The organism is Belliella kenyensis (assembly GCF_022549675.1).
Lineage (GTDB): Bacteria > Bacteroidota > Bacteroidia > Cytophagales > Cyclobacteriaceae > Belliella > Belliella kenyensis.
In genome coordinates this window covers 77,747-101,047 of the sequence record NZ_JAKZGR010000016.1, presented here as the reverse complement: position 1 = coordinate 101,047, position 23,301 = coordinate 77,747, and the positions used below count along the sequence as shown (strand labels likewise).

The 23,301-nt window shown below is 36.1% G+C and carries 29 protein-coding genes; 28 read left to right on the top strand and 1 reads right to left on the bottom strand.

Annotation, left to right across the window (positions count from 1 at the left end; all coding sequences use genetic code 11):
- Positions 1–308: 308 nt before the first annotated feature.
- From MM214_RS15945 to MM214_RS15810, 28 genes are all read left to right on the top strand, one after another.
- Positions 309–1,016, top strand: coding sequence for an Abi family protein (locus MM214_RS15945; RefSeq protein WP_241296923.1), 708 nt, complete (start codon positions 309–311; stop codon positions 1,014–1,016).
- 466 nt (positions 1,017–1,482) lie between these two features.
- Entirely contained in the window at positions 1,483–1,839 is a 357-nt protein-coding gene (locus MM214_RS15940; RefSeq protein ID WP_241296921.1) for an IS110 family transposase, read from the top strand.
- Positions 1,827–2,852, top strand: a complete 1,026-nt coding sequence (locus MM214_RS15935) for a transposase (protein WP_241296919.1) — start codon at positions 1,827–1,829, stop codon at positions 2,850–2,852. The genes MM214_RS15940 and MM214_RS15935 overlap by 13 nt, the downstream gene beginning before the upstream one ends.
- 99 nt (positions 2,853–2,951) lie before the next feature.
- A complete protein-coding gene (locus MM214_RS15930; protein ID WP_241296918.1) occupies positions 2,952–3,320 on the top strand; it encodes a type II toxin-antitoxin system RelE/ParE family toxin in 369 nt (122 codons plus the stop codon).
- Positions 3,317–3,607 carry a helix-turn-helix domain-containing protein gene (locus tag MM214_RS15925; RefSeq protein ID WP_009183299.1) on the top strand — a complete coding sequence of 97 codons (291 nt, stop codon included), beginning with the start codon at positions 3,317–3,319 and terminating at the stop codon, positions 3,605–3,607. The genes MM214_RS15930 and MM214_RS15925 overlap by 4 nt, the downstream gene beginning before the upstream one ends.
- A 204-nt stretch (positions 3,608–3,811) precedes the next feature.
- Entirely contained in the window at positions 3,812–4,027 is a 216-nt protein-coding gene (locus MM214_RS15920; RefSeq protein ID WP_241296916.1) for a hypothetical protein, read from the top strand.
- Entirely contained in the window at positions 4,017–4,424 is a 408-nt protein-coding gene (locus MM214_RS15915; RefSeq protein WP_262916650.1) for a putative toxin-antitoxin system toxin component, PIN family, read from the top strand. Before MM214_RS15920 ends, MM214_RS15915 begins: the two co-directional genes overlap by 11 nt.
- Before the next feature lie 200 nt (positions 4,425–4,624).
- Entirely contained in the window at positions 4,625–5,206 is a 582-nt protein-coding gene (locus MM214_RS15910; RefSeq protein WP_241296914.1) for a Crp/Fnr family transcriptional regulator, read from the top strand.
- A 78-nt stretch (positions 5,207–5,284) separates the two neighbouring features.
- Positions 5,285–5,902, top strand: a complete 618-nt coding sequence (locus tag MM214_RS15905) for a DUF998 domain-containing protein (protein ID WP_241296912.1) — start codon at positions 5,285–5,287, stop codon at positions 5,900–5,902.
- Positions 5,903–6,090: 188 nt separating this feature from the next.
- On the top strand, positions 6,091–6,624 hold the full coding sequence (locus tag MM214_RS15900) for a CPBP family intramembrane glutamic endopeptidase (RefSeq protein ID WP_241296911.1): 534 nt from the start codon (positions 6,091–6,093) through the stop codon (positions 6,622–6,624).
- A 119-nt stretch (positions 6,625–6,743) separates the two neighbouring features.
- Entirely contained in the window at positions 6,744–7,031 is a 288-nt protein-coding gene (locus MM214_RS15895) for an addiction module antidote protein (RefSeq protein ID WP_241296910.1), read from the top strand.
- 227 nt (positions 7,032–7,258) lie between these two features.
- Positions 7,259–7,636 (top strand): nuclear transport factor 2-like protein, encoded by a 378-nt coding sequence (locus MM214_RS15890; RefSeq protein ID WP_241296909.1) that lies wholly within the window; start codon positions 7,259–7,261, stop codon positions 7,634–7,636.
- 342 nt (positions 7,637–7,978) lie between these two features.
- Entirely contained in the window at positions 7,979–8,596 is a 618-nt protein-coding gene (locus MM214_RS15885; RefSeq protein ID WP_241296908.1) for a hypothetical protein, read from the top strand.
- A 254-nt stretch (positions 8,597–8,850) separates the two neighbouring features.
- Positions 8,851–10,809: a DUF1963 domain-containing protein gene (locus MM214_RS15880; protein ID WP_241296907.1), complete on the top strand. Its 1,959-nt coding sequence runs from the start codon at positions 8,851–8,853 to the stop codon at positions 10,807–10,809.
- A gap of 282 nt (positions 10,810–11,091) precedes the next feature.
- The gene (locus MM214_RS15875) at positions 11,092–11,661 is read left to right on the top strand and encodes a Crp/Fnr family transcriptional regulator (RefSeq protein WP_241296906.1); all 570 of its coding nucleotides are present in this window, start codon (positions 11,092–11,094) and stop codon (positions 11,659–11,661) included.
- A gap of 87 nt (positions 11,662–11,748) precedes the next feature.
- Complete coding sequence (locus MM214_RS15870) at positions 11,749–12,015, top strand: hypothetical protein (protein ID WP_241296905.1); 267 nt, start codon at positions 11,749–11,751, stop codon at positions 12,013–12,015.
- The gene (locus MM214_RS15865; protein WP_241296897.1) at positions 12,009–12,800 is read left to right on the top strand and encodes a hypothetical protein; all 792 of its coding nucleotides are present in this window, start codon (positions 12,009–12,011) and stop codon (positions 12,798–12,800) included. The genes MM214_RS15870 and MM214_RS15865 overlap by 7 nt, the downstream gene beginning before the upstream one ends.
- Positions 12,784–13,602, top strand: a complete 819-nt coding sequence (locus tag MM214_RS15860; RefSeq protein WP_241296895.1) for an SDR family NAD(P)-dependent oxidoreductase — start codon at positions 12,784–12,786, stop codon at positions 13,600–13,602. Before MM214_RS15865 ends, MM214_RS15860 begins: the two co-directional genes overlap by 17 nt.
- Before the next feature lie 379 nt (positions 13,603–13,981).
- Positions 13,982–14,323 (top strand): hypothetical protein, encoded by a 342-nt coding sequence (locus MM214_RS15855; protein WP_241296893.1) that lies wholly within the window; start codon positions 13,982–13,984, stop codon positions 14,321–14,323.
- A 54-nt stretch (positions 14,324–14,377) separates the two neighbouring features.
- Positions 14,378–14,539, top strand: a complete 162-nt coding sequence (locus MM214_RS15850; protein WP_241296891.1) for an SDR family NAD(P)-dependent oxidoreductase — start codon at positions 14,378–14,380, stop codon at positions 14,537–14,539.
- Positions 14,540–14,567: 28 nt separating this feature from the next.
- On the top strand, positions 14,568–14,768 hold the full coding sequence (locus MM214_RS15845) for a Rossmann-fold NAD(P)-binding domain-containing protein (RefSeq protein ID WP_241296890.1): 201 nt from the start codon (positions 14,568–14,570) through the stop codon (positions 14,766–14,768).
- A 473-nt stretch (positions 14,769–15,241) separates the two neighbouring features.
- Positions 15,242–16,516, top strand: a complete 1,275-nt coding sequence (locus MM214_RS15840; protein WP_241296889.1) for an agmatine deiminase family protein — start codon at positions 15,242–15,244, stop codon at positions 16,514–16,516.
- Positions 16,517–16,746: 230 nt separating this feature from the next.
- Entirely contained in the window at positions 16,747–17,283 is a 537-nt protein-coding gene (locus MM214_RS15835; protein WP_241296888.1) for a YfiT family bacillithiol transferase, read from the top strand.
- A 476-nt stretch (positions 17,284–17,759) separates the two neighbouring features.
- A complete protein-coding gene (locus tag MM214_RS15830; RefSeq protein ID WP_241296882.1) occupies positions 17,760–18,152 on the top strand; it encodes a DUF1398 domain-containing protein in 393 nt (130 codons plus the stop codon).
- A 235-nt stretch (positions 18,153–18,387) separates the two neighbouring features.
- Positions 18,388–19,110 carry a DUF1211 domain-containing protein gene (locus MM214_RS15825; protein ID WP_241296880.1) on the top strand — a complete coding sequence of 241 codons (723 nt, stop codon included), beginning with the start codon at positions 18,388–18,390 and terminating at the stop codon, positions 19,108–19,110.
- Positions 19,103–19,582, top strand: a complete 480-nt coding sequence (locus MM214_RS15820) for a DUF2306 domain-containing protein (RefSeq protein WP_241296878.1) — start codon at positions 19,103–19,105, stop codon at positions 19,580–19,582. Before MM214_RS15825 ends, MM214_RS15820 begins: the two co-directional genes overlap by 8 nt.
- Positions 19,583–19,815: 233 nt before the next feature.
- Positions 19,816–21,273 (top strand): SDR family oxidoreductase, encoded by a 1,458-nt coding sequence (locus MM214_RS15815; protein WP_241296876.1) that lies wholly within the window; start codon positions 19,816–19,818, stop codon positions 21,271–21,273.
- A gap of 22 nt (positions 21,274–21,295) precedes the next feature.
- Positions 21,296–21,859, top strand: a complete 564-nt coding sequence (locus MM214_RS15810) for a pentapeptide repeat-containing protein (protein ID WP_241296874.1) — start codon at positions 21,296–21,298, stop codon at positions 21,857–21,859.
- A gap of 585 nt (positions 21,860–22,444) precedes the next feature.
- On the opposite strand, the gene MM214_RS15805 is transcribed toward MM214_RS15810, so the two are convergent.
- Complete coding sequence (locus MM214_RS15805) at positions 22,445–23,299, bottom strand: fumarylacetoacetate hydrolase family protein (RefSeq protein ID WP_241296872.1); 855 nt, start codon at positions 23,297–23,299, stop codon at positions 22,445–22,447.
- Between the last annotated feature and the right edge of the window lie 2 nt (positions 23,300–23,301).

Here is a 23,301-nt window from a genome sequence, read left to right as displayed (position 1 = left end):
CCTTAAAATACAAAAAAGAAAACCCCGAAAAAAGCTGGGAACAGCCAAATTCGGGGTTTTTGTGTTATGTTTTTGTTAATTATTTTACTGATTATCAGTTAGTTAATAATTAAGCAAGAAGCCCTAAATTAAGCGATTTTCTTTGCGTTAGTCAAAAGGCTATGACAACAGAAACCGACATAAAAAAAGACCTATCATTTCTAACAGGTCTTAGTTCTTTAACTTGGTTACGTTATCCGAGGATAAGAGGCTTGACCAAGCATCACTTCACAAAAGTAACTATATTTGTTGAATTGACAAAATAAAAAATGAAATTCAGAGACTTTAGGCAATATTTTTCAGCAGCGAGGGTAAATCGATACTTACTTGCGACTGGTAACTCGACAAGTAAAGCAGTTAAGCTATATAAGGCAAATCTTAAAACTTCACAAGCGTTTCATCCATTACTCGGGGTTTTTGAAGTTATTTTACGAAATAGACTCAATGACATCTTAACCTCTCACTTTACTGACCCTGACTGGATAATTAATCAGAAAACAGGTTTTATGTCTGACCCTTCTTTAAGATTTACATACAAACGAACTGGACAGCAAAAAACAAATGACTTTCTAAAAAGAGAAATTAACAAAGCAGAAAAGCGACTTCTAAAAACGGGAACACCAATCACAAGCGGGAAAATCATTGCAGAGCAAACTTTAGGCTTTTGGACAGATTTATTTGAAGTTCACCATTATCGTTTATTAAAAGGAAAACCTATACAAATTTTTCAGTCATTACCTGCTGGACACGGACGAAAAGAAGTAAATGATGAATTGGATAAGGTTAGACGTTTCAGAAATCGAATTAATCATAACGAACCAATTTGCTTTAATGGTAACAACATTGACTTCACAGAATCATTAGAGGTTCACAAATCTATAACCAACTTACTGACTTGGATTGACCCCGAAATCATAAAACTAATTTCAGACTTGGACAAAGTAAAAAAGACGATTGACAAAGCGAAAACAATATAGAAGCCCAGCCAACAGCGTGTATGTGGCAATAGCGGGTGAAGTGGTAAATCGAAGGTCTGTGCTTCTAAGAAACTTTGTGCTAATCGGACAGATAAGTGCTTCTAATCCGCTACTGCACATACACGCCAACCGTTGGTGGCAATTCCCCCTACTTTTAAAAAGTTGATTTCGTAAGCTAACGCAGGACAGCATCATGGCAAGATTTTTTGTAAATTACTGGTCTCTCAGCAAGGCCGATTTAAGAAATGTTGCCCTCGAGTAATCGAAGAGCACGGGCGTCATTCTGGTTGGGATGCTTGCGATGATTTCAGTGGCGGATTTGTCTTTAAAAAGCCAGATACCCCGTTCAGAATATTTTCTAGCCAAAAGCACATCCCCTGAGAGATCTATCAATTCTTAATCAAATGGAACAAGAATCTATCTCCATGGAAGTCGTCAATCCGCAGGCTGCGGGAATTATCTCCTAGTGATATTTTTAATTGGTGTCGATGAATGCTTCGCATGTGATGTCGGCAGTCGCTCCCACTGGGTAGCAGTAGGTCAAACCGAGCATGATGTTCGGGAATTTGGGGTATTCAACCAGGATTTGTTTGCTATGGCAGATTGGTTGAAGGAAAGGAATGTGAGGACTATAGCAATGGAAAGTACTGGTACCTATTGGCAAAATCTCTATGCCGTATTACTTTCACGGGGATTCCATCTGATACTCTGTAATGGTAAGTTCACCAAGAATATCAAAGGAAAAAAGAGTGATGTCATGGACTGTCAGTGCCTGCCTGCCGTCAGGCAGGGATCCAAAAACTACATACATTGGGGTTATTAACTGGAAGTTTTTTGCCTGATGGACAGACAGAGGAGTTAAGGACTTACTGCAGACACAGATCAAATTTACTTCATTCAGCTGCTGCAGCATCAAAGAAAATGCAGAGATATCTAAGGCTATTAAACTTCCGATTGGATGTAGTTGTAAATGATATATGTGGGCTTACTGGACTGCTGATCATCAGAGCAATCTGTGAGGGCGAAACAGATCCAAAGAAGCTGGCTTCACTCCGACATGGGAATTGCAGAAAGAGTGAGGAAGAGATAGCAGCTGCCTTACAAAGTAATGGAAGGAAGGATTACCTTTTTGCCTTAAAACAGGAGCTGGACACTTATGATCACCTTCGAATGAAAATTGAAGATTGTGATAAGGAGATAGAGAAAAAGCTGAATGAAATCATCGATTCGGATGATAATAAGCGAGAACACTACCTCGAATCAAAACCCCATAAAAGAGTAAATAAGAATACCCCAAAAGATATCGATATGAATTTAAAAGCCTATCAGATGTTTGAAGGTACGGACCTTCTGGCCATTGAGGGGATGAGCTTTTCTACAGTTTTGGCATTGATGAGTGAAGTAGGCATGGAGGGAATCAAGAAGTTTAAAACAGCCAAGCACTTTGCTTCTTGGCTTAGGCTTGCCCCAAACAATAAAGTAAGTGGTGGTAAAGTTCTTTCTAGCAAAATACCGAAAGGAAGCAACAGACTTAAAATAGCCTTAAGGAATGCGGCCAATGCCATCGGGAACTTGAAAGACTCAACACCCTTGAGGGACTTTTTCCAAAGGATAAGCTTTAGAAAAGGTAGAGTATCTGCCATCAGTGCCACAGCAAGAAAGCTTGCAGTGATTATCTGGAACATGGTAGTGAAAGGAGAGCCATATGTCAATCCAGAAGGATATCTATTTCTGGATCAGAAAAGAAAGTTGGGATTAGTTAAAAGAATTAAAAAGCAAATCGATAAATTCGGTCTGACTAATCAGGATTTAGGCCTCGAAATCAGCTCAAATTGAGGGATTTTGATTACGTTAGTCATAATATTAAGAACCCCAAACCTAGCACAATCAGTTTTTTAATTTTGAAAATAGTAACTTTAAAGTTACATTTGTATTATGGAAAAAGTAAGAGAAGTCATTGCTTATCAGGACCATTTTGAGAACTTTTTAAAAGCCCAGACAGAAAAAGTTCAAAATAAGATTTTTAAGGTCATTGAAGCGATTGAAACATTTGAAAGAGTTCCGGAGACTTACTTGAAACCTATCAAAACAAAGAAAGGACTATATGAAGCAAGGGTTCAGTTGGCATCTAATATATGGAGGGTGTTTTGTTTTTTTGATGAAGGAAAGCTTGTGATACTTCTCAATGGCTTTCAAAAGAAAACCCAAAAAACACCAACCAAGGAAATTGAAAAAGCTGCCAGACTGATGGATGAATATTATGCTGAAAAGGAAGTTCAAAAAGGTAAAAAGAAAAAGAAATGAATACGAAGAGCTGGAAAGAAATCAAAGATGATGTGTATGGAGTCAAAGGAACCGAACGCAGGGATGAATTAGAAAGGGATTTTGAGTCTTTCAAAATTGGTTTGCTATTAAAAAAGGCAAGAGAGGATAAGAATCTAACTCAGGAGCAATTAGCAGAATTAGTTGATAAAAAGAGAACTTATATTTCAAGAGTTGAAAACAATGGAAGTAATCTAACACTGAAAACCCTTTATGAAATAGTTGAAAAGGGATTGGGTGGGAAGGTGAAAATCTCCATTGAGCTCTGAATAGGGAAATACGCACTATAACATCACCTTGGATACAGCGGACAGTTTCGTTGAAAGAAGGAGATTCGTATATTGTTAACGATTGGGGTAGGCTGGAAGGGAGGTGCTCCGAATGCCCGCCGTCTCCAAGCTGAATCCCGTTATAGTGCATGATAAAATGACCACCGATTTAAAAAATTCGTATCTTTAAGAAAGAATAAAAATATGGAAACTATTAAAGTTGATATATTGAATCCTAAGGCCAAAGCCCTTTTGAAAGATTTGGCAAATTTGGATTTGATAAGGATTAAGAAAGACAAATCTGAGAATGCTTTTTCTGAAGTATTGAAGAAATTCAGGAGTAAGTCAGATGAAGCCCCAAGTTTAGAAGAAATTGCTAAAGAGGTTGAAGCAGTTCGCAAAGCCCGGTATGAAAAATAGAAGGGTAATTCTAGATACAAATCTGTGGATAAGTTTTTTGATCTCCAAAAGACAAAAGGAATTGGATGTCCTTCTTGAATCTGGGGCAGTAACACTGATTTTTTCGCAAGAATTGCTTGAAGAGTTCTTAGAGGTTTCAGAAAGGGCCAAATTCAAAAGATTTTTTAAAAAATCAGATATCAAAACACTTCTGATCCAAATTGAAACTTTTGGAGAATTAATAAGGGTGGAATCAAAAATCAATGAATGTAGGGATCCAAAAGATAATTTCTTATTGAGTCTTTCGATTGATGGTAAAGCAGATTTTTTAGTAAAAGGAGATTCTGACTTATTAGTATTAGGGAAGATAGAGAAGACAAAAATAGTTTCTTGGGCTGAATTCATTTCACAAGAATAAATAATCACGACACCACAACATCACCTTGGATACAGCTGGCGGTTCAGAGTAAATTGAAAGTTTGGTATCTTTAAGAAGTCTGGAGTAGGCTGGAAGCGAACGTTTCCGAAAGCCTGGCTGAGTCAGACAGTTCTGCCTGTTGGCTCAAAGCTGAATCACGTTACCACCAGTGAAAAAAAAACTGCCAATTAAAAACCTATATGAGCGACAACAAACAATACATTCAATTTTTAAAATCGTCATTTGATAAGTACTATCAAACTCGCAATGAAGCGTGGGAAGAGTTTGTTCATCATTGTTCTGTTGTCTCTTTCAGTAAAGAAGAAGTGGTTAAAGAACAGAATACTACTGAACGATACTTCTATTTTATAATTGAAGGAAGTGTGGGGCTATTTTTATGGAAAGAAAACAATTTTGTTTGTTTAGATTTTGCTTTTGAAGGGCAATTCTGTTCAGATTATATGTCTATACTTACAAATGAATCGACCCCGTTACAATTAAGAGCTCTTGAAAATTGTAGAATGCTCAGAATGTCGAAAGAGAGCTACCACAAGATTACACACACACCTCTAGGAAGCGTCATCAGAACGGTAGCTGCTGAAGCTTCATTTATAGATAAACAATTGCAACAAATAGACTTACTCACCAAAACGGCAAAGCAACGATATGAAGTTTTATTATGTCAGTTTCCAAACATTCAAAACCGTATTTCACAATCCCATATAGCATCATATCTTGGTATTACACCTCAAAGTTTAAGTAGAATAAGAAGGGAAAAATGATTTTTTACCATATGGTAATTTTAGTTATTTGAGAAAATCAGAATTTTACATCGTTTTAATTTTAATTCAAAAAAGACGATGAAAAACAAAAGATTTGGTTTAATCGGTTTATCAGCACCTTTATGTTTAGGTCTGACTTATATGATCATGTCCGCTCAAAGACCGGAGTACAGTTTTTTAACCAAAGCAGTCAGTGAACTCGGTTCATTAGACGCACCCAACAAGTGGTATTGGAATATTTTTGGCTACATTCTTCCGGGTGTATCGATATCCATTTTTTCGATAGGGCTTTATCAAAGTATGGCTCAAAAGACAAGTAGCAGATTACCCCTCATAGGCATTTTTTTAAGTGGCTTGTTCATGGCTATTTCTGGAATTTTCCCTGGTGATTTTGATGACAGAACTTCCACAACCATGATACTTCATACCATTGGGAGTTTTGGAAGCTACATTTTTTTTCTCATTGGTGCATTTACCTATCCCAAACTGATGCGAGAAAGCGCCTATTGGAGCCCCGTTATTTTTATCTCATTGACATTGACATGGCTCACGATAATTTTTGGTGCTTGGCCATTTGTCTTTACTGACATGCCAGGAGTAGGTCAAAGAATAGTGTTTTCACTATATTTCTTTTGGATAGCACTCCACGCTTTTAGGCTTTACAATTACCAGTCTCTTATGAAACAAATCCATTGACATGAAATAAGATTTTTAATATGACTTCACTGAGAACAGTTTGGCGGAATCTCATTTTAGCATCCATATGGTTTCTGTTGATTTTATTCGTGCTGATTACTTATTATTTAATAATTGGCTTGGATCAATCAGTTATTACTGAGCATATGAATTCAAATATTCCTTTTATACTTTTGTTTGCTCAGATAATGATGTTAGTCTATTTACTAGCATCTACACGAAAATATGGTTTTAATATTTTCAAGAATGGCTGGAAAACATGTAAAAGTAAGATACCCATAGATGTTATTGGAGGAATTGTAACGGGGTCAGTCATTGCAATAACTTATATTTACTTTTTATCACCTATGCAGCATATTTTACAAATGCATATTGGAGACTATGTACCTGCGGGAGAGGCTATGACATCATTAGGCAAGCATACTATGGTGTTTTTTATAGCCAATGTCATCCTAGCTCCTTTTGTGGAAGAAAGCCTGTATAGGAATTTTGCAATGACCATTTTTTTGAAAGAATATAGTAAATTAAAAACCGTAGTAATTACATCAGCTATGTTTGGTTTGATGCATTGGCTCGGGGGATTTTGGTACATCATGTTAACAGGACTTTTTGTCGGTGTGCCTCTTGCGATTATTGTCCTCAAAAGAGGGAATCTGATTTGGGTTTTTACGGCACATTTAGTTTTAAATAGTATAGAATTTATACATATTTCAAGTTTGTAAGGTACGTATTTAAATGAATGCTAGGCTAGTGACTAACCAAAATTGTGTATCAGAATACTGACAAAAACTCATTTACTATAGTCAGAAAATTCTATCTGTAAATTACAACAAGTAGAAATTTGGAAACATCAAAATTTGATATTGCAGATTATTTGGACAATACAGAAATGATTGCAGAATTTTTGAATTCTGTATTGGAGGAAGGGGATAATGATGATGTAGTTGTTGCGCTTGGGCACATCGCAAAAGTAATTGGTATGTCCAAAATAGCAGAAGAAACAGGGATGAGTAGGCCAAGTTTGTATAAAGCCTTATCAACAACAGGATCGAAGCCACAATTTGAAACAATAATGAAAGTATCAAAAGCTGGAGGTGGTCAATCAAGAATTGATCCTTTATCCACGTGAAAAGAAAAATGATGCCATAACATCATTTTGGAAGACAGCCTGCCTTTGTCGGCAGACAGGCGGGCGGTTCAGAGTAAATAGAAAGTTTAGTATCTTTAAGAAATTGGGAGTAGGTTGGAAGAGAATGGTTCTGAAAACCTGCCTGGCGTCAAACATGCCCGTCTCTAAGCTGAATCCCGATTGGCAAGAATCGAAAAATTAATCGGATATGAATTAAAGATTAAAAAATGACAAAAATTATTTCCAGCCCAACTTGTGGGAATTCACCCAAAATGGAATTTTTAAAAAAATTCAACATTGCCTTTGCAGAAGGAAATGTTGATTTTCTTAGCGAATGTGTTGTGGAGGATATTGTTTGGAATATAGTGGGAGATAGAAAAATTGATGGAATCGATAAGTTTATGGAAGAATTAGAAAAAATGAAATCTAAAAAAGTTACCGAATTAATAATTAACCAAATCTTGTCGCATGGAAAAGAAGGAGCTTCCAACGGAATTATGAAAATGCAAAACGGAAAACAATACGCATTTTCTGATTTTTATGTATTTAAGAATACCAAATCAACTGTTTTAAAATCAATAACATCATACGTAATTGAAATTTAGCCATAAATGGAAAAGCCAGTGATTATCGAATTATTTTTTAGCAACATGGCAGACAAAGAAATTTTTATAGTGCTCTTGGGGTCCTATTTGTATTACTATAAAATAGGATATCAGGCTCACTATTGCATTTTTTAAGTCAAAACTGATACCGATAAAAAAACAAAAAACATGACAACCTAAACTATGAAAAAACCAATGTTAATAACTATTCTAATTTTTAGTCTGATACTAGGAGTAGTTTTCATCCCCCAATTTATAAGGGAATTCAGAAGTTCCATTTGGCTCAAAAAGTATTCACATCTTCACTTGATAGCTGATACAGCGCATTACAAGATTATGAGAGTGACAGATCAGCAAGTAGAAGAAAACTCAGATATGGTATTATTTTCAGAAAAAGAACGAAAAGCTATTATTGATTCAGGAGAGTATCCAGGGTCAATATATTCTCATGTTTTTTACAATCCAAGTGAAGGCGTTTTCGGCATTAAGCTTATTACTGATAATCGGGAATGGGTAAAATTCAATGCAAAAGGTGAGATTCTTGGAACATTAGCCAGTGAAGAAAATCCACATCACACTTCTTGGAAAATGGTTGAAAAAGAACTAGAATCCAACTATTTTACCAAGAAACCCTCAGCGCTATACATCCGCTACTTTGCAAAACAAACGTATAATTGGTCTAGGCTCAATCCATTCGCAGGTATTGGAAGTACAACCGGAGGTGTGGAACTAAATTGGTTATGGATAGGTGAAGCCTTCATGGAGCTGAAACTCGCAAAAGAGAATATTATATTTAAAACAGGCTGTAAATTAAGTGAGTCTCATGGGTATCAAACGGTTGTGTCCTCCTACAGGGTTCCGAAAGAATATACGCAGGGAAAGGAAGTAGTTTTTTTGTATCAAAATAAATATAATGGAAATGAGGAAAATGCAGGATGGTACATTATTATTGAAAAATAGCTGTTGACTTTAGCTTTGTTCATTTTAATATCCCATATCCCACTAGTTAATTGGATAGTATAAAGAGTATTCAACAGGTTATAAAAATTAATGACAACAAAATATGGGCATACAGGATCAGATTGCAAACGCCATCTTTTCTCTTGAAATCCCAAAACACTTCAAAATTTCTTTTCACGGCGAACTTTTTTTCAATGTAACTTTAGCGAAGAAAATGAAGAAAAAAATACAATTCAATCAACCTTTTTGAAAGAATGGAAACAGCTCAAGAGAATACTTTTAGTATAGATGGCCACGAATTTTATTTTATCAATGAACCGGATCTATGCAAAAACACCAAAATTGGGATTTTTGAGCATATTAGAGGTCTCTCCATTGAAATTGCAGCAAAAACCAAGGATGCAAAAATCCTGAGAAAGAATAATGTATTAGATCGTTATAACACCAAGGGAGTGGTCACCCTGAGATTTGAACTCGAAGACATATTTAGAAATGACGGAATAGATAGAAAATTTGAAGTAGAAAGTAATACAATTCTTCATTCAAGCTACCTCACTACCTATTGGGATGGCTTATGCTATGGGGAATTTTTTGGAGTTGTTAAAATAAAAAGAAACCTCATTCAAATCATTGGCAATTGGGAGGGGGATAAAATTTTTCCGATAAACATCCAACTCTATTATGATGAAGATACCTTGGACTGGAGTAAATACATTTTTACTACCGAGGAAGAATTAATAGTTGCACCTTCAGAGAAAGTACATAGAATAGATTTTAAAAATGGCCTCACCAGATTTCCAGAAACTTTCGAGCGATTTGTGAATCTTGAAATGCTCTATATTGGGTCATACTATAATCAAGATACGCAATACAATCTTGAACTAATTCCTCAATGGATCAATAAATTCAAGAACCTAAACACCTTAGTAGTATCAAGTGCCAATTTAGAGACTCTCCCAGATCAAATTGGAGAGCTCGCTCAATTAACTCATCTCCATATCGATGCCCCCATCAAGCAAATTCCTGATGGGATAGTGAGACTGCCTAGATTAGAGATATTAACCCTTTCCTACTGCAATCTCGAATTAATACCTGAGCAAGTGGACCTACCTAAGCTCACCTCACTCAATTTAAAAAATAACCAACTTAAAACCCTGCCTGTAGCCATCTTTAATCAACCTTGTCTAAAATTTTTGAACCTAGAAGATAATCCTTGGGAGTATCTTTCCCCAGAATTTGAAAAAATACCTAACCTGGAATTGGAGCTGGATTATAAAATCAAATTCTTTGATTATGATTACAAAGGGGCAGATGGCTTGGGCACAATTACATGGGATGATGATGTGTTTTATGCAAGTGGGGATAGCGCTTTAATGAAGAGTATTTCTGATTATTGGAAAAATGCATTGCCCCGCAAGTTTCAAGATGACCTTACAGTACTTCTTAAAAAGGCCCTTGGATTTGATTTTATATCGAAAGAAGATTACCAAGAAGTAGGAAACCATCGTTTCGGGGGGTTACCTGATCTTCCCAAGGATTGGGAATACCCTCGTTTTGGTGAAAATTGGCGGGAAGGTAAGGAGTCAAATTGTTACGAGTTTATTGGTCAAATCAACTGTGCAAAGGTTTCACATTTGCAAGACTATCTGCCAAAATCTGGAATGTTGTATTTTTTCTTAAGCACCATTCATGAGGTGTATGGTGGGTCCAATGCGGCAAAGGTTTTGTTTTTTGATGGCGATATCAAGCACCTCGGGTCAGCCACTAAATGGAATTTTACAGAGGAAGACTACTTCGAGACCACTTCTGATATTCCGTACGAAGGCTATAAGGTAAACCCATATACTTTTGCTGACCTCCCGGATTTTTATGCTGTTACTTCCAACAAATACATCCTCAAAAATTCAACCGAAGGATTTAAAAATGCATTGCTTGAAGATGACCTGGGCTACGAAATCAATGAGCTCTTTGAACCCTTTCAAAAGCAAGATATAGCCATAAATTCCTATGGATTCTCTCAGCATGAATACCCAGAACATGTAGCAGCCATAGGCCAAAGAGGCAACCCGATGGATTGGATCATTTTACTGAAAGTCCCTGCTGTCAAAGACTTTCATTTTGGTGATGCAGGTGATCTGTTCTTCCTTATCCATAAAAGTGACCTTGCAAAAAGAAACTTTAATAATGTCTTTTGCACCATGTATAGTAGTTAAATCCGCAATTGGCATTAGCATTTCTAGACCACTTCAAATTACAAGGAGTGGGTTTAAAAGACGGACCGTCAACATCCCCTTGGATTCAGCGGGCCATTCAAAGTAAATAGAAAGTTTAGTATCTTTAAGAAGGAAGAGTAGTCTGGAAAGGAACAGTTCCGAATGCCTGCCTTATCATAGATTTGCAATCATATAGTATGCTAGGCCCACTCTTTCCAAACAGAATCTTATTGGCGGTAAAAGTCTGAAAACCGAATAATCGACTTAAATAAAACACAAAAATTGGAGCAGATTAGACAAATAATGAAACATATGATTTCGATATCGGAAGTCGAACTTGATGACTTCCTTGGTCAATGTTCTACTAAAACTTTCAAACGAAACGAAACAGTGAGCCTGCCGAATGCGGTACCAAACGAAATTTTCTTCATCAATAGAGGTTTGATACGAGTGATGATTACCGATAATGAAGGAATTGAACACACGGTTCACTTTGCCTTAGAGAATCAATTTATTTCGGATTATTCCAACTTTATCCAAAAGCAACCTTCTTTTTATACCTTGCAGGCACTTGAAGAAACACAGGTAGTCATTCTGTCCCGTTCGGCCATTGAATGGGGTTACAAAAATTTACAAGAAGGTGAAAAAATGGGTCGACTTATTGCAGAATATTATTTTATCTACCAAGACAATCGCATCAAAAATACCTTCTCGAGGACACCAAAACAACGATACGATAATATTACTGACGTATTTCCAAACATTCACAATCGAGTTCCTCAACATATGATTGCTTCCTATTTAGGAATCACTCCTGTTCATCTAAGCCGATTAAAAAAAGCTTCCCGATAGCTATCGGCACGAAAGTCTAAACATTTGTTATCGTTTAAAGCTTTATAGATTGCTGAAATTTGCATTATGATTTTAAATTAAATGGTAATGACAAAATTCATTTTCGCAGTCGCCTTATTTGGTGCAATATTTTCTATGCTTGCCCAAGAAAACAGAGAGGTCACCATTGAGTTGCCAGCAAAATATAAGCCTAAAAGCAGCAAATTCTATGTTGATAACCTAGTAGAATTCAATACTTCACACATAATGGATTGGCTCACATTTTTTGAAAAGACTTTTCAACCCATTAAACTAAAAAAACTGCACGACATATGGCTTGCTGAACTCAAAATTAAAAACGAAAACCTATGGTAGCGTTTATTCAAGATCTAAAAACAAGAAACGAAACCTTATTTTACTTCGGTTTAGTTTGCTTGGGAGTTGCTTTTTTATTTTTGGTTTTGACTAAAACAACTGCGACACAAGTGTATGGTGTGAACGCATACTACAAGCCGTTTAAATTTGCCTTTTCCACTTTCTTATTTGCTTGGGCAATGGCTTGGTATTGTTATTATCTTCCCAGTTTTAATGTTGCTCTTTTCAATTGGACTGTCATTTTATTGTTGGGTTTTGAGATAGTATATATCACCATAATGGCAAGCAAAGGACTTACCTCACATTACAATTTATCGTCTCCATTTTACGCTACAATGTTTTCAGTAATGGCATTGGCGGCTACTTTAGTGACACTATATACCGCTTATGTCGGGTTTTTATTTTTCAGCCAGTCCTTCCCAGATTTACCGAGTTATTATGTTTGGGCAATTCGTTTGGGTATTTTAATTTTTGTGGTTTTTTCCTTTGAAGGTTTTGTAATGGGTTCAAAATTGAGTCATACAGTTGGGGCAATAAATGACAATTCAAATTGGTTTATAGTAGGTTGGAGCAAGAAGGCAGGTGATTTGAGAGTTTCTCATTTTATTGGTATGCACGCCTTACAAGTCTTACCTATTCTCTCATTTTATGTTTTCAAAAATTCAAAAGCTACCATTTTTGTATCGATTCTATACGGACTTCTCGCATTAATGACGCTTGTTCAAGCCTTGCAAGGCAAACCATTATTTACATTTAAACAAGGAAAAAATGAAACTATCAGATAAAGAAAAAGCGAGGCTAAAAGCGAAATATGGAGAATGGGCAGTCATTACGGGGGCAACGTCTGGTATTGGTTTAGAATTAGCGGTACAATTAGCAAGTGCAGGTTTTAATCTTGTGCTTATAGCAAGGCATTTAGATAAATTGCAAGAAGTAGAAAACCGCCTGAAAGCAAACACATCTATTGAGATTAAAATTGTGAATGTTGATGTTTCCGAAGCAGAAGGAATCGACCAAATAATTGAAGCTACTAAGGGTACGAAAGTTGGGCTTTTGATTGCTTCGGCTGGTTATGGTACGTCAGGCAATTTTATTGATAGCTCACTTCATTCAGAAATCAATATGCTTCGAGTAAATTGTGAAGCTTTACTTTCATTAACTCACTATTTTGGTCAACATTTCGCTAATCAAAGCCGTGGAGGAATTATTTTAATGAGTTCAATGGTGGCTTTTCAAGGGACACCTTTTTCTGCAAACTATGCTGCAACCAAAGCCTACGTACAAACACTAGCTGAAGGAATTGCTGTTGAGTTAAAATCAAAGGGAGTTGATGTTTTAGCTGCTGCACCAGGCCCAGTTGAAAGTGGATTTAGTAAGCGAGCAAATATGAAAATGTCAATGTCGCTTACGCCTTCACAAGTAGGAGTTCCAATTTTAGAAGCATTAGGAAGAAAGACTACTGTCTTACCAGGATTATTGACTAAATTCTTGGTATATTCACTTCGGACAGTTCCAAGATGGGGAAAAGTGAAAATAATGGAAAAAGTAATGGGCGGAATGACAGAACACCAGAGAAAAAAGCTTTAATCACCAACATAACTCCCGCCAGCAAAAAATCCATGCTACCGATCCCTGTCTGCTGTCCTTGATGGATTCAATGATCTATCACACTTCTTTGTTTTAATAAAGTTTAGCCTCATAAATCCTCAGCGAAGTATGAGAAGAATATACCAAAACGGCTTTGTTTTTTATCGATGAAAAGTAACTTTTGAAAAAAAAATCAAATTTGCAAAAACCGCCTTTTGAATATCCGAATTTACTCCAGTGGAAGTAATTTATACAAATAAAATTGAGCTTCTGGATCAAATGCTATTAGTATCCAATATCAATTAATTTCTGAATCTTGAAAACATCTTAGATAACTTGATTACTAGTATCTTTGCGTTTATACTCAAATCTTAATATCATGGATAAAATAAGTCTTTTTAAAACGTTATTAATCGTTCAAACAATCGGACTTTTGACCTACACTTTTTTTGCAATTCAAACAGATGGTGTAGATTTATTTAGTGTCTTCGTTAAAAATGTGTTTTCACTGAACTGGTCTGGACAGTTTAATCTTGACTTTATGTGCTATCTTCTCCTTTCAGGTCTTTGGATAATGTGGAGAAACAAGTTTAATAATAAGTCAATTCTTTTGGGATTAGTAGCAATGGTACTTGGCATAGTTTTATTTGCACCTTACATTCTTTGGTTGACATATAAAGAAAAAGGAGACATCACACGTGTGGTAATCGGAAACAGATAAATAAGTTTGTCATGTGGAGAATTCCATGTGGCCATAAAAAACAATTGACAAAACATGAAGACAGCATTAGTTACAGGTGCATACAAAGGACTTGGTTTTGAATGGTGCAAGCAGCTTGGCAAAGAAGGTTACAAAGTAATTTTGACTGCAAGAGATTTAGAAAAAGCACAAGAAGCAGCAGAACTTTGGTGGACACTATGGCTATGTTGGCAGTAAGAACTTATTAAATGTATTGAACAAATCAATGGCAAACGAATTGAAACAAGAAAACATCATTTGCATAAACGTAAATCCGGGTTGGGTTCAAACGGACATGGGTAGACAAAAAGCTCAATTCACGACAGAGCAAGCGGTAACAAACATTTTAATCAATATCATTTCAAAAGTTTCTATGAGTGACAGTGGTAAATTCCTAAACTTTGATGGAAACGAATATCCTTGGTGAAGGCTTCATATCCTAAGCTTTTGGTATAAGCAGATTTTCAGTTATTTACAATTTTGATTATTACTGATTACCATTAGTCAGCACCACTTGGTACATACTTAGACTATAAAGAAAGAAACTAGTTTAATCAAATGTGTTTAGGAAGATTCACTTTGGGTTACCGTGTCCACCATGATTTTTTTGAGTTTTCATGATAAAAGATTTTGATATGACTAAAAATAAGCAGAAATTAGGTAAATGACTCATCCTTAGGCGGTAATGTCAATAGAGCCAATAGGGAAGTTTGGAATTCGTGCTTCCCTCAATGAGATTTGGTAAATCGAATGATCAAGATTTTGCATGAAAATCATAAAAAATTCCGCTTGGGAGTATTTGACAACCGTGAGCGGAGAATGTATCAATTACCACCATCAATCCAAAAAGTATATAAGATTATGAGATCAAAACATTTACTTTTACCCATAATCATTTTTATGCTTTTTTCCTGTAAAGAAGAAAATGACAATACTGCCTTTTATTATCCAGCCGAATGGGAGTCTCACCAAGCAATCTACATAGGTTGGGGATATGAGGCTGAGTGGAAAAGAGAGGCTTGGCCTTTTATTATTGATATTGTCTATGCCCTGAACGGAACTACACCGATCATTTTTTTAAGTGACACCAGTGAAAATGTACAAGTACTTAAAGACTTCTTGTTGAATAAAAATATTTCTCCTGATGATTATGAGTTTATTTCATTACCCATGAACAACCCTATGGCACCCAGAGATATTGGACCAGTATACTTGCTCAACGGTAGGGGTGAGAAAAAGGTAGTGGATTTCAAGTGGGCAGCTCAGGAGGCATACAAGGAATTTTTGATAGCACGTGGTATAGAAGCAAGCAAGGCAGCAGAATATGCTTCATTTTTGGAAAGGAATCAAAAAGTTGACAGTATTTTGGCAATCAAAAACGGACACGAAGTGATTTCATCTTGTCTGACACTTGATGGTGGAGCTATTGAAGTGAACGGAAAAGGGACTATCCTCCTCAATGAATATTGGATGCTGAAATACAACAATGGGATACCCAAAGACAGTATTGAAAATGAATTGAGAAGAACCCTTAATGTAAGCAACTTTGTATGGGTAGGTAAGGGGCTAATGGAAGATCCACCTGATATTGCCACCATTATTCCAGGATACTTTGGAGCAGGTACTGATGGACATACGGATGAATATATCAGGTTTGCCAATGCAACCACTATTCTTTTGGCATGGGTTGACGAAAATGAAAGGGACAAGCATCCGATCAACAAAGGGAATTATGAACGATTAAACGAAACCTTCCAAATTCTCAAACAAGCTAAAGATCAAAACGGGCAACCTTTCAATATCATAAAACTACCCTTGCCGGATTTGATTTACAGGCCTGTGGTAGTAGTCGAAGGTTGGGCGACTAGTGATACTACTGTGGGCATTTCATTGTTTACAGCATCTGATGGCTATAAAGTTGGAGATACAATTACACAGGTAGCAGCCTCCTCATATCTCAATTTTCTTGTTTCAAACGACAAAGTTCTATTGCCTACCTATCTCCATGTAGGTGGCTCAAAAGAAAAGGAGGAAGAAGTGAAAAGAATTTTCACCAAACTTTATCCAGATAAAGACCTTGTGTGGATAGACGCTATGAAATATAACTGGGAAGGAGGAGGTATTCATTGTTTTACCAAACAAGTGCCATTGTCCACTAACTTTAGGAAAAATTGAAAGCAAAAAAATAAATAGAAACGGTAAAATCCAAAACCCAGCATACAATTAATAAAGTGAAAACAATAAAATATATATCCGTAAAGATTCCAGTAATCAAGTCATATTTGAGGTTTTTAAGATCCAGTTATTAATCGATATTGGATACTTACGGATATTTACCATTAACAACCTGTTGAGCCAATGAATTGAAGTTACTGGCAAAAAAGCGTATAATCAGAAATATTAATATGGACATCGAAAAATTAAAATTTCCCATAGGAAAGTTCGTAAAACCAGTGAAGATTACATCAGGCCACCTACAAGAGTGGATTACTGATATTTCAACATTTCCAGCAAGAATTTCAAAAGAGGTTCTTGACCTGACAGACCCACAGATTGACACACCATATAGGCCAGATGGGTGGACATTAAGACAAGTGGTTCATCATTGTGCTGACAGCCATATGAATAGCTTGATTCGACTGAAATTGGCTCTAACGGAGGACCAGCCTGTAATAAAACCATACTTTGAGGAACTTTGGGCAGAATTAACTGACACGAAAAACATGCCGATACACCCTTCCTTAAAAATGCTAGAAGGTATACACGAAAGATGGACTTCCTTATTGAATAGCCTGACCAAGGATCAATTAGAAAGGGTATTTATTCATCCTGAACAAGGCAAAACGTTTAGAATAGATGAGAATATTGGATTGTATGCATGGCATGGAAACCATCATCTTGCTCATATAGTAGAAACCAAAAAACGACATAATTGGATTTAAAACCATTAAAAACAAACCCTAAGAAACCTCCAAAGTAAAAATCAGAAAAAGGTCTAATATAAGAGCGGAAACGTACCTTTAAACTGTGTACATTTACATTAAAACGGAAGAAAGATGAATACCAATTTGACTCCAATATATGCAGCTTTTTCAGATTTTTATTCATTTTTCACAGGTTCAAAATCTTTCGTTGAGCGTTCAAATTTACCAAAAAGTCTTCAAAGGAATTTGGTAAGTAACGCATCTTAAAAACAATTTTTTAATTATTAGTCCTCTTTGTGAGGGGCTGTTCACATCCTGAGGTTTAAGATGTTAGATCATCTAATGCAGAAGGTTTTTTGCCGATTACCTACCATAAGTTGTTCTATCGATCTTAACGATTAGCAAAAGAAGCTTTTTAAAAAATTTTCTTTTAATTTTGATACCAGATTTTTGAATTTTTAAAAAAAGACTGATTTCACGATTAATTAATAAGCATGTTTACGATAGAGCAAATACACGAGGCTTTCAATAAAGTAAAAACTGGAGAGGATTTCCCCCGATTTGTTCAAGACCTTAAAAGAATAGGTGTCTCACATTATGATAATTTTGTAACAGATGGTAGTACGTTGTTTTTTGGTAGGGACAATTTTGTCTTAGAAGGAAATTCTAAATATCCATCATTAACTTTAAATGAAGAAAGCTCATCCACAAAACTCAAGCAAGCGATTACAATACATCAGCAAGGCCAATCAGACTATCCCACATTTTGTAAGCAAGCAGCAGATTCAGGAGTTCAAAAATGGACTACACATATGATTAATATGACTGTCACCTATTTTGATAAGTTTGGAAATATTATGGTAGAAGAAAAGATCCCCCAATCCTAACATTTGGGTTTTTTGAAAAGTGATTTTCCTTATTATTGCCTAGACAAGTATTTTTTATAAAGCCATTTTTTTTAGTCCGTATCCATAAGACTCCTACTAGTAGTTGGGGTTTAAAAACTAGATGTTATATTTTTACTTTCATGTTATACAAATTAGCCAATTTTAATTTTTATATTTTAATTAAAATTACGGTTCTTTTTTCATACTTTGTGCTGAAAATCAATATCTTAAGAATATGAGGAATGAAGTGTTTAAAAATAGAAGCCATGATCCGAGGATTGCTTATCGTGGCCAGAATGCTTCAAGACTAGACAATTTGACGGATGCTGTCTTTGGAATAGCTATCACATTACTTATTTTCAATCTCACCAATCCCAATTCTTTCGAGGATCTATTGACTTTTACCAAAACATTACCGGCATTTTTGATTAGTATTTCATTTATCATTTTGATATGGAATGAGCACCTTTATTTCTCTGAAGTTTACACCCTGAATGATTCTATGCTTGCGTTTTTGAATACGATCTTTATAGCATTGATAATTTTTTATGTCTACCCACTTCGATTTTTGACTTTGTACCTTACCAACTATTTTTTTTATACTGATATAGCTGTAACCATAGAAGGCAATCAAGTTCCCAGCTTGATGATTTATTATGGCTTTATAGCTTTTGCGCTATACTTTATCTTGTTTTTGTTTTATCAAAGAGCATTCAAGATAAAACATGAGTTGGCACTTAATGAATTTGAAGTATTTTACACCTCTTCTCAAAGGTGGAGGTTATTTATCATGTTTTCGATTCCATTGCTATCAATTTTGGTCACACTTGTGATCAATCGATATTCATTTATTTGGGCATCTTTGGCAGGGGGTCTTGTGTATTTGCTTTATACACCATTGATAATCTGGTGGCAGATTAAGTTCAAATCAAGATCAAAAGCATTCGACTATGTATAATTTAGTAAATACCACTTTAGGATGGTTTCATTTTTTATGCGCCCTGATAGCTATGCTTGCTGGAGGAATTGTCCTTTACATACCAAAAGGAACTAAACTTCACAAGTGTGCAGGTTATGTTTATGTGATTTTTATGGTATTGGTTTGTGGTTCTGCATTTTTTATTTTCAACTTGACAGGCAGGTTTGGTGTCTTTCATGTTTTGGCCATTGTGGGTTTTGTTACACTTTTGGCTGGTATGTTACCTATTTGGATCAAGAGTATTCAGAAGCAAAATAAAGTGTTCCACCTTTGGTTTATGTATTATTCAGTTTTGGGTCTCTATGCTGCATTTGCATCTGAACTCATCGTAAGAATACCCGACCGTCCATTTTATACCATGGTTGCAATTGCCACTGCATCTATCTTTACGATAGGCTCAATTTTTATTTTTTGGAAAGAAAAAAAATGGAGCAAGTATTTTCTCAAATAGACTTGATTTTAGCATTTCTGCAACCGTTACCCACCTCTATCCAAGAGTTCTCTATCATTGTGAAGTAAAAGTTGAAGTGGCTATAGCCAAAGCAACCCAAGGAAGCAAGACAAACACTTCTTAGGTTATATGGGTTAAGTTCTTTGAATGTATCAATCATTGCTTGGTTAAATTGAATGACCCTCAAATTTTGAACCTTGGAGATGGTGGTAAATTGACTTAAATACACATTTATGAAAATCTTACTCACTGGAGTTACTGGATATATTGCGCAGCGTCTACTGCCAGAGCTGATAGAAAATGGACATACTGTCGTGTGTTGCGTGAGAGATAGCAATAGGTTTAACCTTAAGAAATACGATTCTCCAAATATCTCTGTAATCGAAGTAGACTTTCTGAAAGAAGATAGCTTGCAATTTATCCCCAATGACATAGAATTAGCTTATTATCTAATTCACTCCATGTCAACTCAAAGCGGGAATTTTGGAGATTTGGAAGAGACTTGCGCCAAGAATTTCAAAGACCGAATAGAAAGAACAAACGTGAGACAGGTGATTTACCTCAGTGGAATAAGTAATTCGGAGGAACTGTCGAAGCATCTTTCCTCTAGAAAAAAGGTAGAGACTTTACTTTCAAGTGAAAAATATGCACTCACTACTCTCAAGGCAGGTATCATTGTGGGTTCTGGTAGTGCATCTTTTGAAATCATACGTGACTTGGTAGAGAAGCTCCCCATCATGGTTGCTCCCAGATGGCTTAAGACCAAATGTCAGCCTATAGCTATCAGAAATGTTATAGAGTTTTTGATAGGTGTAATTGACAAAAACGAAACCTTCAACAAGGATTATGATATCGGCGGGCCTGATATTCTAACTTATAAAGAAATGCTTCTGCGATTTGCTAAAGCCAGGGGGCTTAAGAGGCGCATCGGTATTGTGCCAGTGATGAGCCCTACGATTTCTTCCTATTGGCTGTATTTCATCACATCTACTTCGTATTCATTGGCCAAGAATCTGGTGAACAGTATGAAAGTAGAAGTGGTCTGCGAACCAAATGATCTCGCATCTATGCTAAACATCAATCTTCTGGGTTATGATAGAGCGATTCAATTGGCATTTGATAAAATTGAGCAGAACCAAGTCACTTCCAGTTGGAAAGATGCACAGACCAGTGAGCTTTTCAAGAGTGGCTTTTCCAAATTTGTAGAAGTCCCTACAAATGGTTGCTTCAAAGACACGCGTTCGCTACCTTTAGAGGATAGTTTAGCATCTCTTGACAAAATTTGGAAAATTGGAGGTAAGACGGGTTGGTATTACGGTACAGCATTGTGGAAGCTTCGAGGGTTTATAGATCAAATATTCGGTGGCGTAGGAATGAGAAGGGGAAGAAGAAGTGATACAGAAATATTTACAGGCGATGCGCTTGATTTCTGGAGAGTAATGATAGCCGATAGAGAAGAGCGAAGACTTCTTCTTTATGCTGAAATGAAGCTACCTGGAGAGGCATGGCTTGAGTTTAAGATTGACAAAGACAATATACTCACTCAGACGGCTACCTTTAGGCCTATTGGCCTTTATGGAAGGTTGTATTGGTACGCTGTATTACCATTTCATGGTTTTATTTTTAGAGGAATGATCAATAAGCTTGCAGCTACAGTACCAGGTCATGTTGAGAACAAAGCTCAAAATTGAACACAAAAAATGCGTAAATGATATGACTGATAGTTACACATCAGACCAGACCATCGCTAGGAATAGCGATCTGCCCAAAGCTGAGTACGAAAATTGTACCTTCAATCAATGTGATTTCTCTGAAAAGGACCTTTCTGGCTTTATTTTCACAGACTGTATTTTTTTGAATTGTAACCTTAGTATGGCCAAGCTTCACAAAACCGCCTTTCGCGATGTGGTTTTCAAAGAATCTAAGCTACTAGGTGGGAGATTTGATACCTGTGATCCTTTTGGTATAGGCATTAGATTTGAGAATTGCCTAATGAATCACGCTTCTTTTTACAAAGTCAAACTTAAGAAAACCCTATTCAAAAACACTTCCTTGATGGAAGTTGATTTTGTCGAAGCTGACCTGACAGGATCTGTTTTTGAAAACTGTAATCTTACTCAGGCTGTTTTTGATCGTACGATTCTAGAAAAAGTTGATTTGCGCACCTCTTCAGGTTATTCCATAGATCCAGAAAATAACCGGATAAAAGGAGCTAAATTCTCACTATCGAATGTTGCTGGCCTTCTTGATAAATATAACATTCATATTGAATATTAATCAGTTTAACGCTTTGATAATTTTTTCTCTGATTATACGCTTTTTTGCCAGCAACTTCAATTCATTGACTCAACCGGTTGTTAATGGTCAATATCCGTAAGTATCCAATATCAATTTGTATCGGAAGTTAGATAAATCGGAATTTTGTAATGTTATTGGCAAAGTTCCGTATATTCAAAAAAACAAAATGAATATCCATAAAGATTCCAGTAGCCAAATCATATTCGGGGTTTTCAAGATCTAGATATTAGTTGATACTAATCCCGAAGTAAACTAATATTTGAATGAAATACTTCTTTTTGTACAAAGATGGATATACATGAAAAATAATTTAAAGCAACACACACAAGTGCAGCTATGTTGCACTTATGTGTGTTGTTTTTTCATAAGTCTAGCTTAGACTTTTACTCTAGACTTATGAATCAATACATTTAAGTTAATGATAGAAAAAGATTTTCATTGGTTGATACTTCATTATAAGCTTGGTCTATCAGAAGCAAAATTAAAAAGACAGCAGCGGAAATATTATAGCTGTCTTTTCATTTAAATTTGATCGATTAGATTCAAATAAGAATCAAATGCGTATTATCTATAAGCAACTACTTCTTGCTTCGCTATGCCTAATCCCTCTATTCCTAGCTCTACTACGTCACCTTCTTTGAGATATTGTGGAGGATTGAGTCCAAGTCCTACGCCTGATGGGGTTCCAGTAGAGATCACATCACCAGGAAGTAAAGTCATGTATTGGCTGATATAGCTTATCAGAAATGGGATTTTGAATATTAGATCAGAAGTATTACTGTCCTGCATCATTTTACCATTGAGTTTAAGCCATAGTCTTAAGTTCTCTGGGTTTTTTAGTTCGTCAGGAGTGACTAGGTAAGGTCCCAATGGGGCAAAATTATCAGCGCTTTTTCCTTTTACCCATTGACCTCCATGGTTAAGTTGAAAATCTCTTTCACTCACATCATTATGTAGCACATACCCTGCGATATGTTTGTGGGCATCAGCTTCTTCCACATAGGTTGCCTTTTTGCCAATCACTACTGCCAATTCAACCTCCCAGTCAGTTTTGACAGAGTTTTTTGGAATGATAATAGGGTCAAATGGGCCACAGTAAGAAGATGAAGCCTTCATGAATAAAATGGGAGCTTCTGGGATAGGCATTCCACTTTCCTTTGCGTGCAAGGAATAGTTCAAGCCCACACAGACAATCTTCGAAGGCCTAGCGATAGGACTTGCTAGCCTTGTGCTTTTGTCAATCTTGGGCAAATTTGCTTTATTTTCTTGTAACCAATCAGCAAGTTTTTCTAGTCCACTGTTCCCTAAAAACCCCTCATTCCAGTCTGAACCAAATGAAGAACAATCTAACCATGCTCCATTTGTATCTTCTATGCCTGGTCTCTCCTGACCTACATTTCCAAATCTTATTAACTTCATAT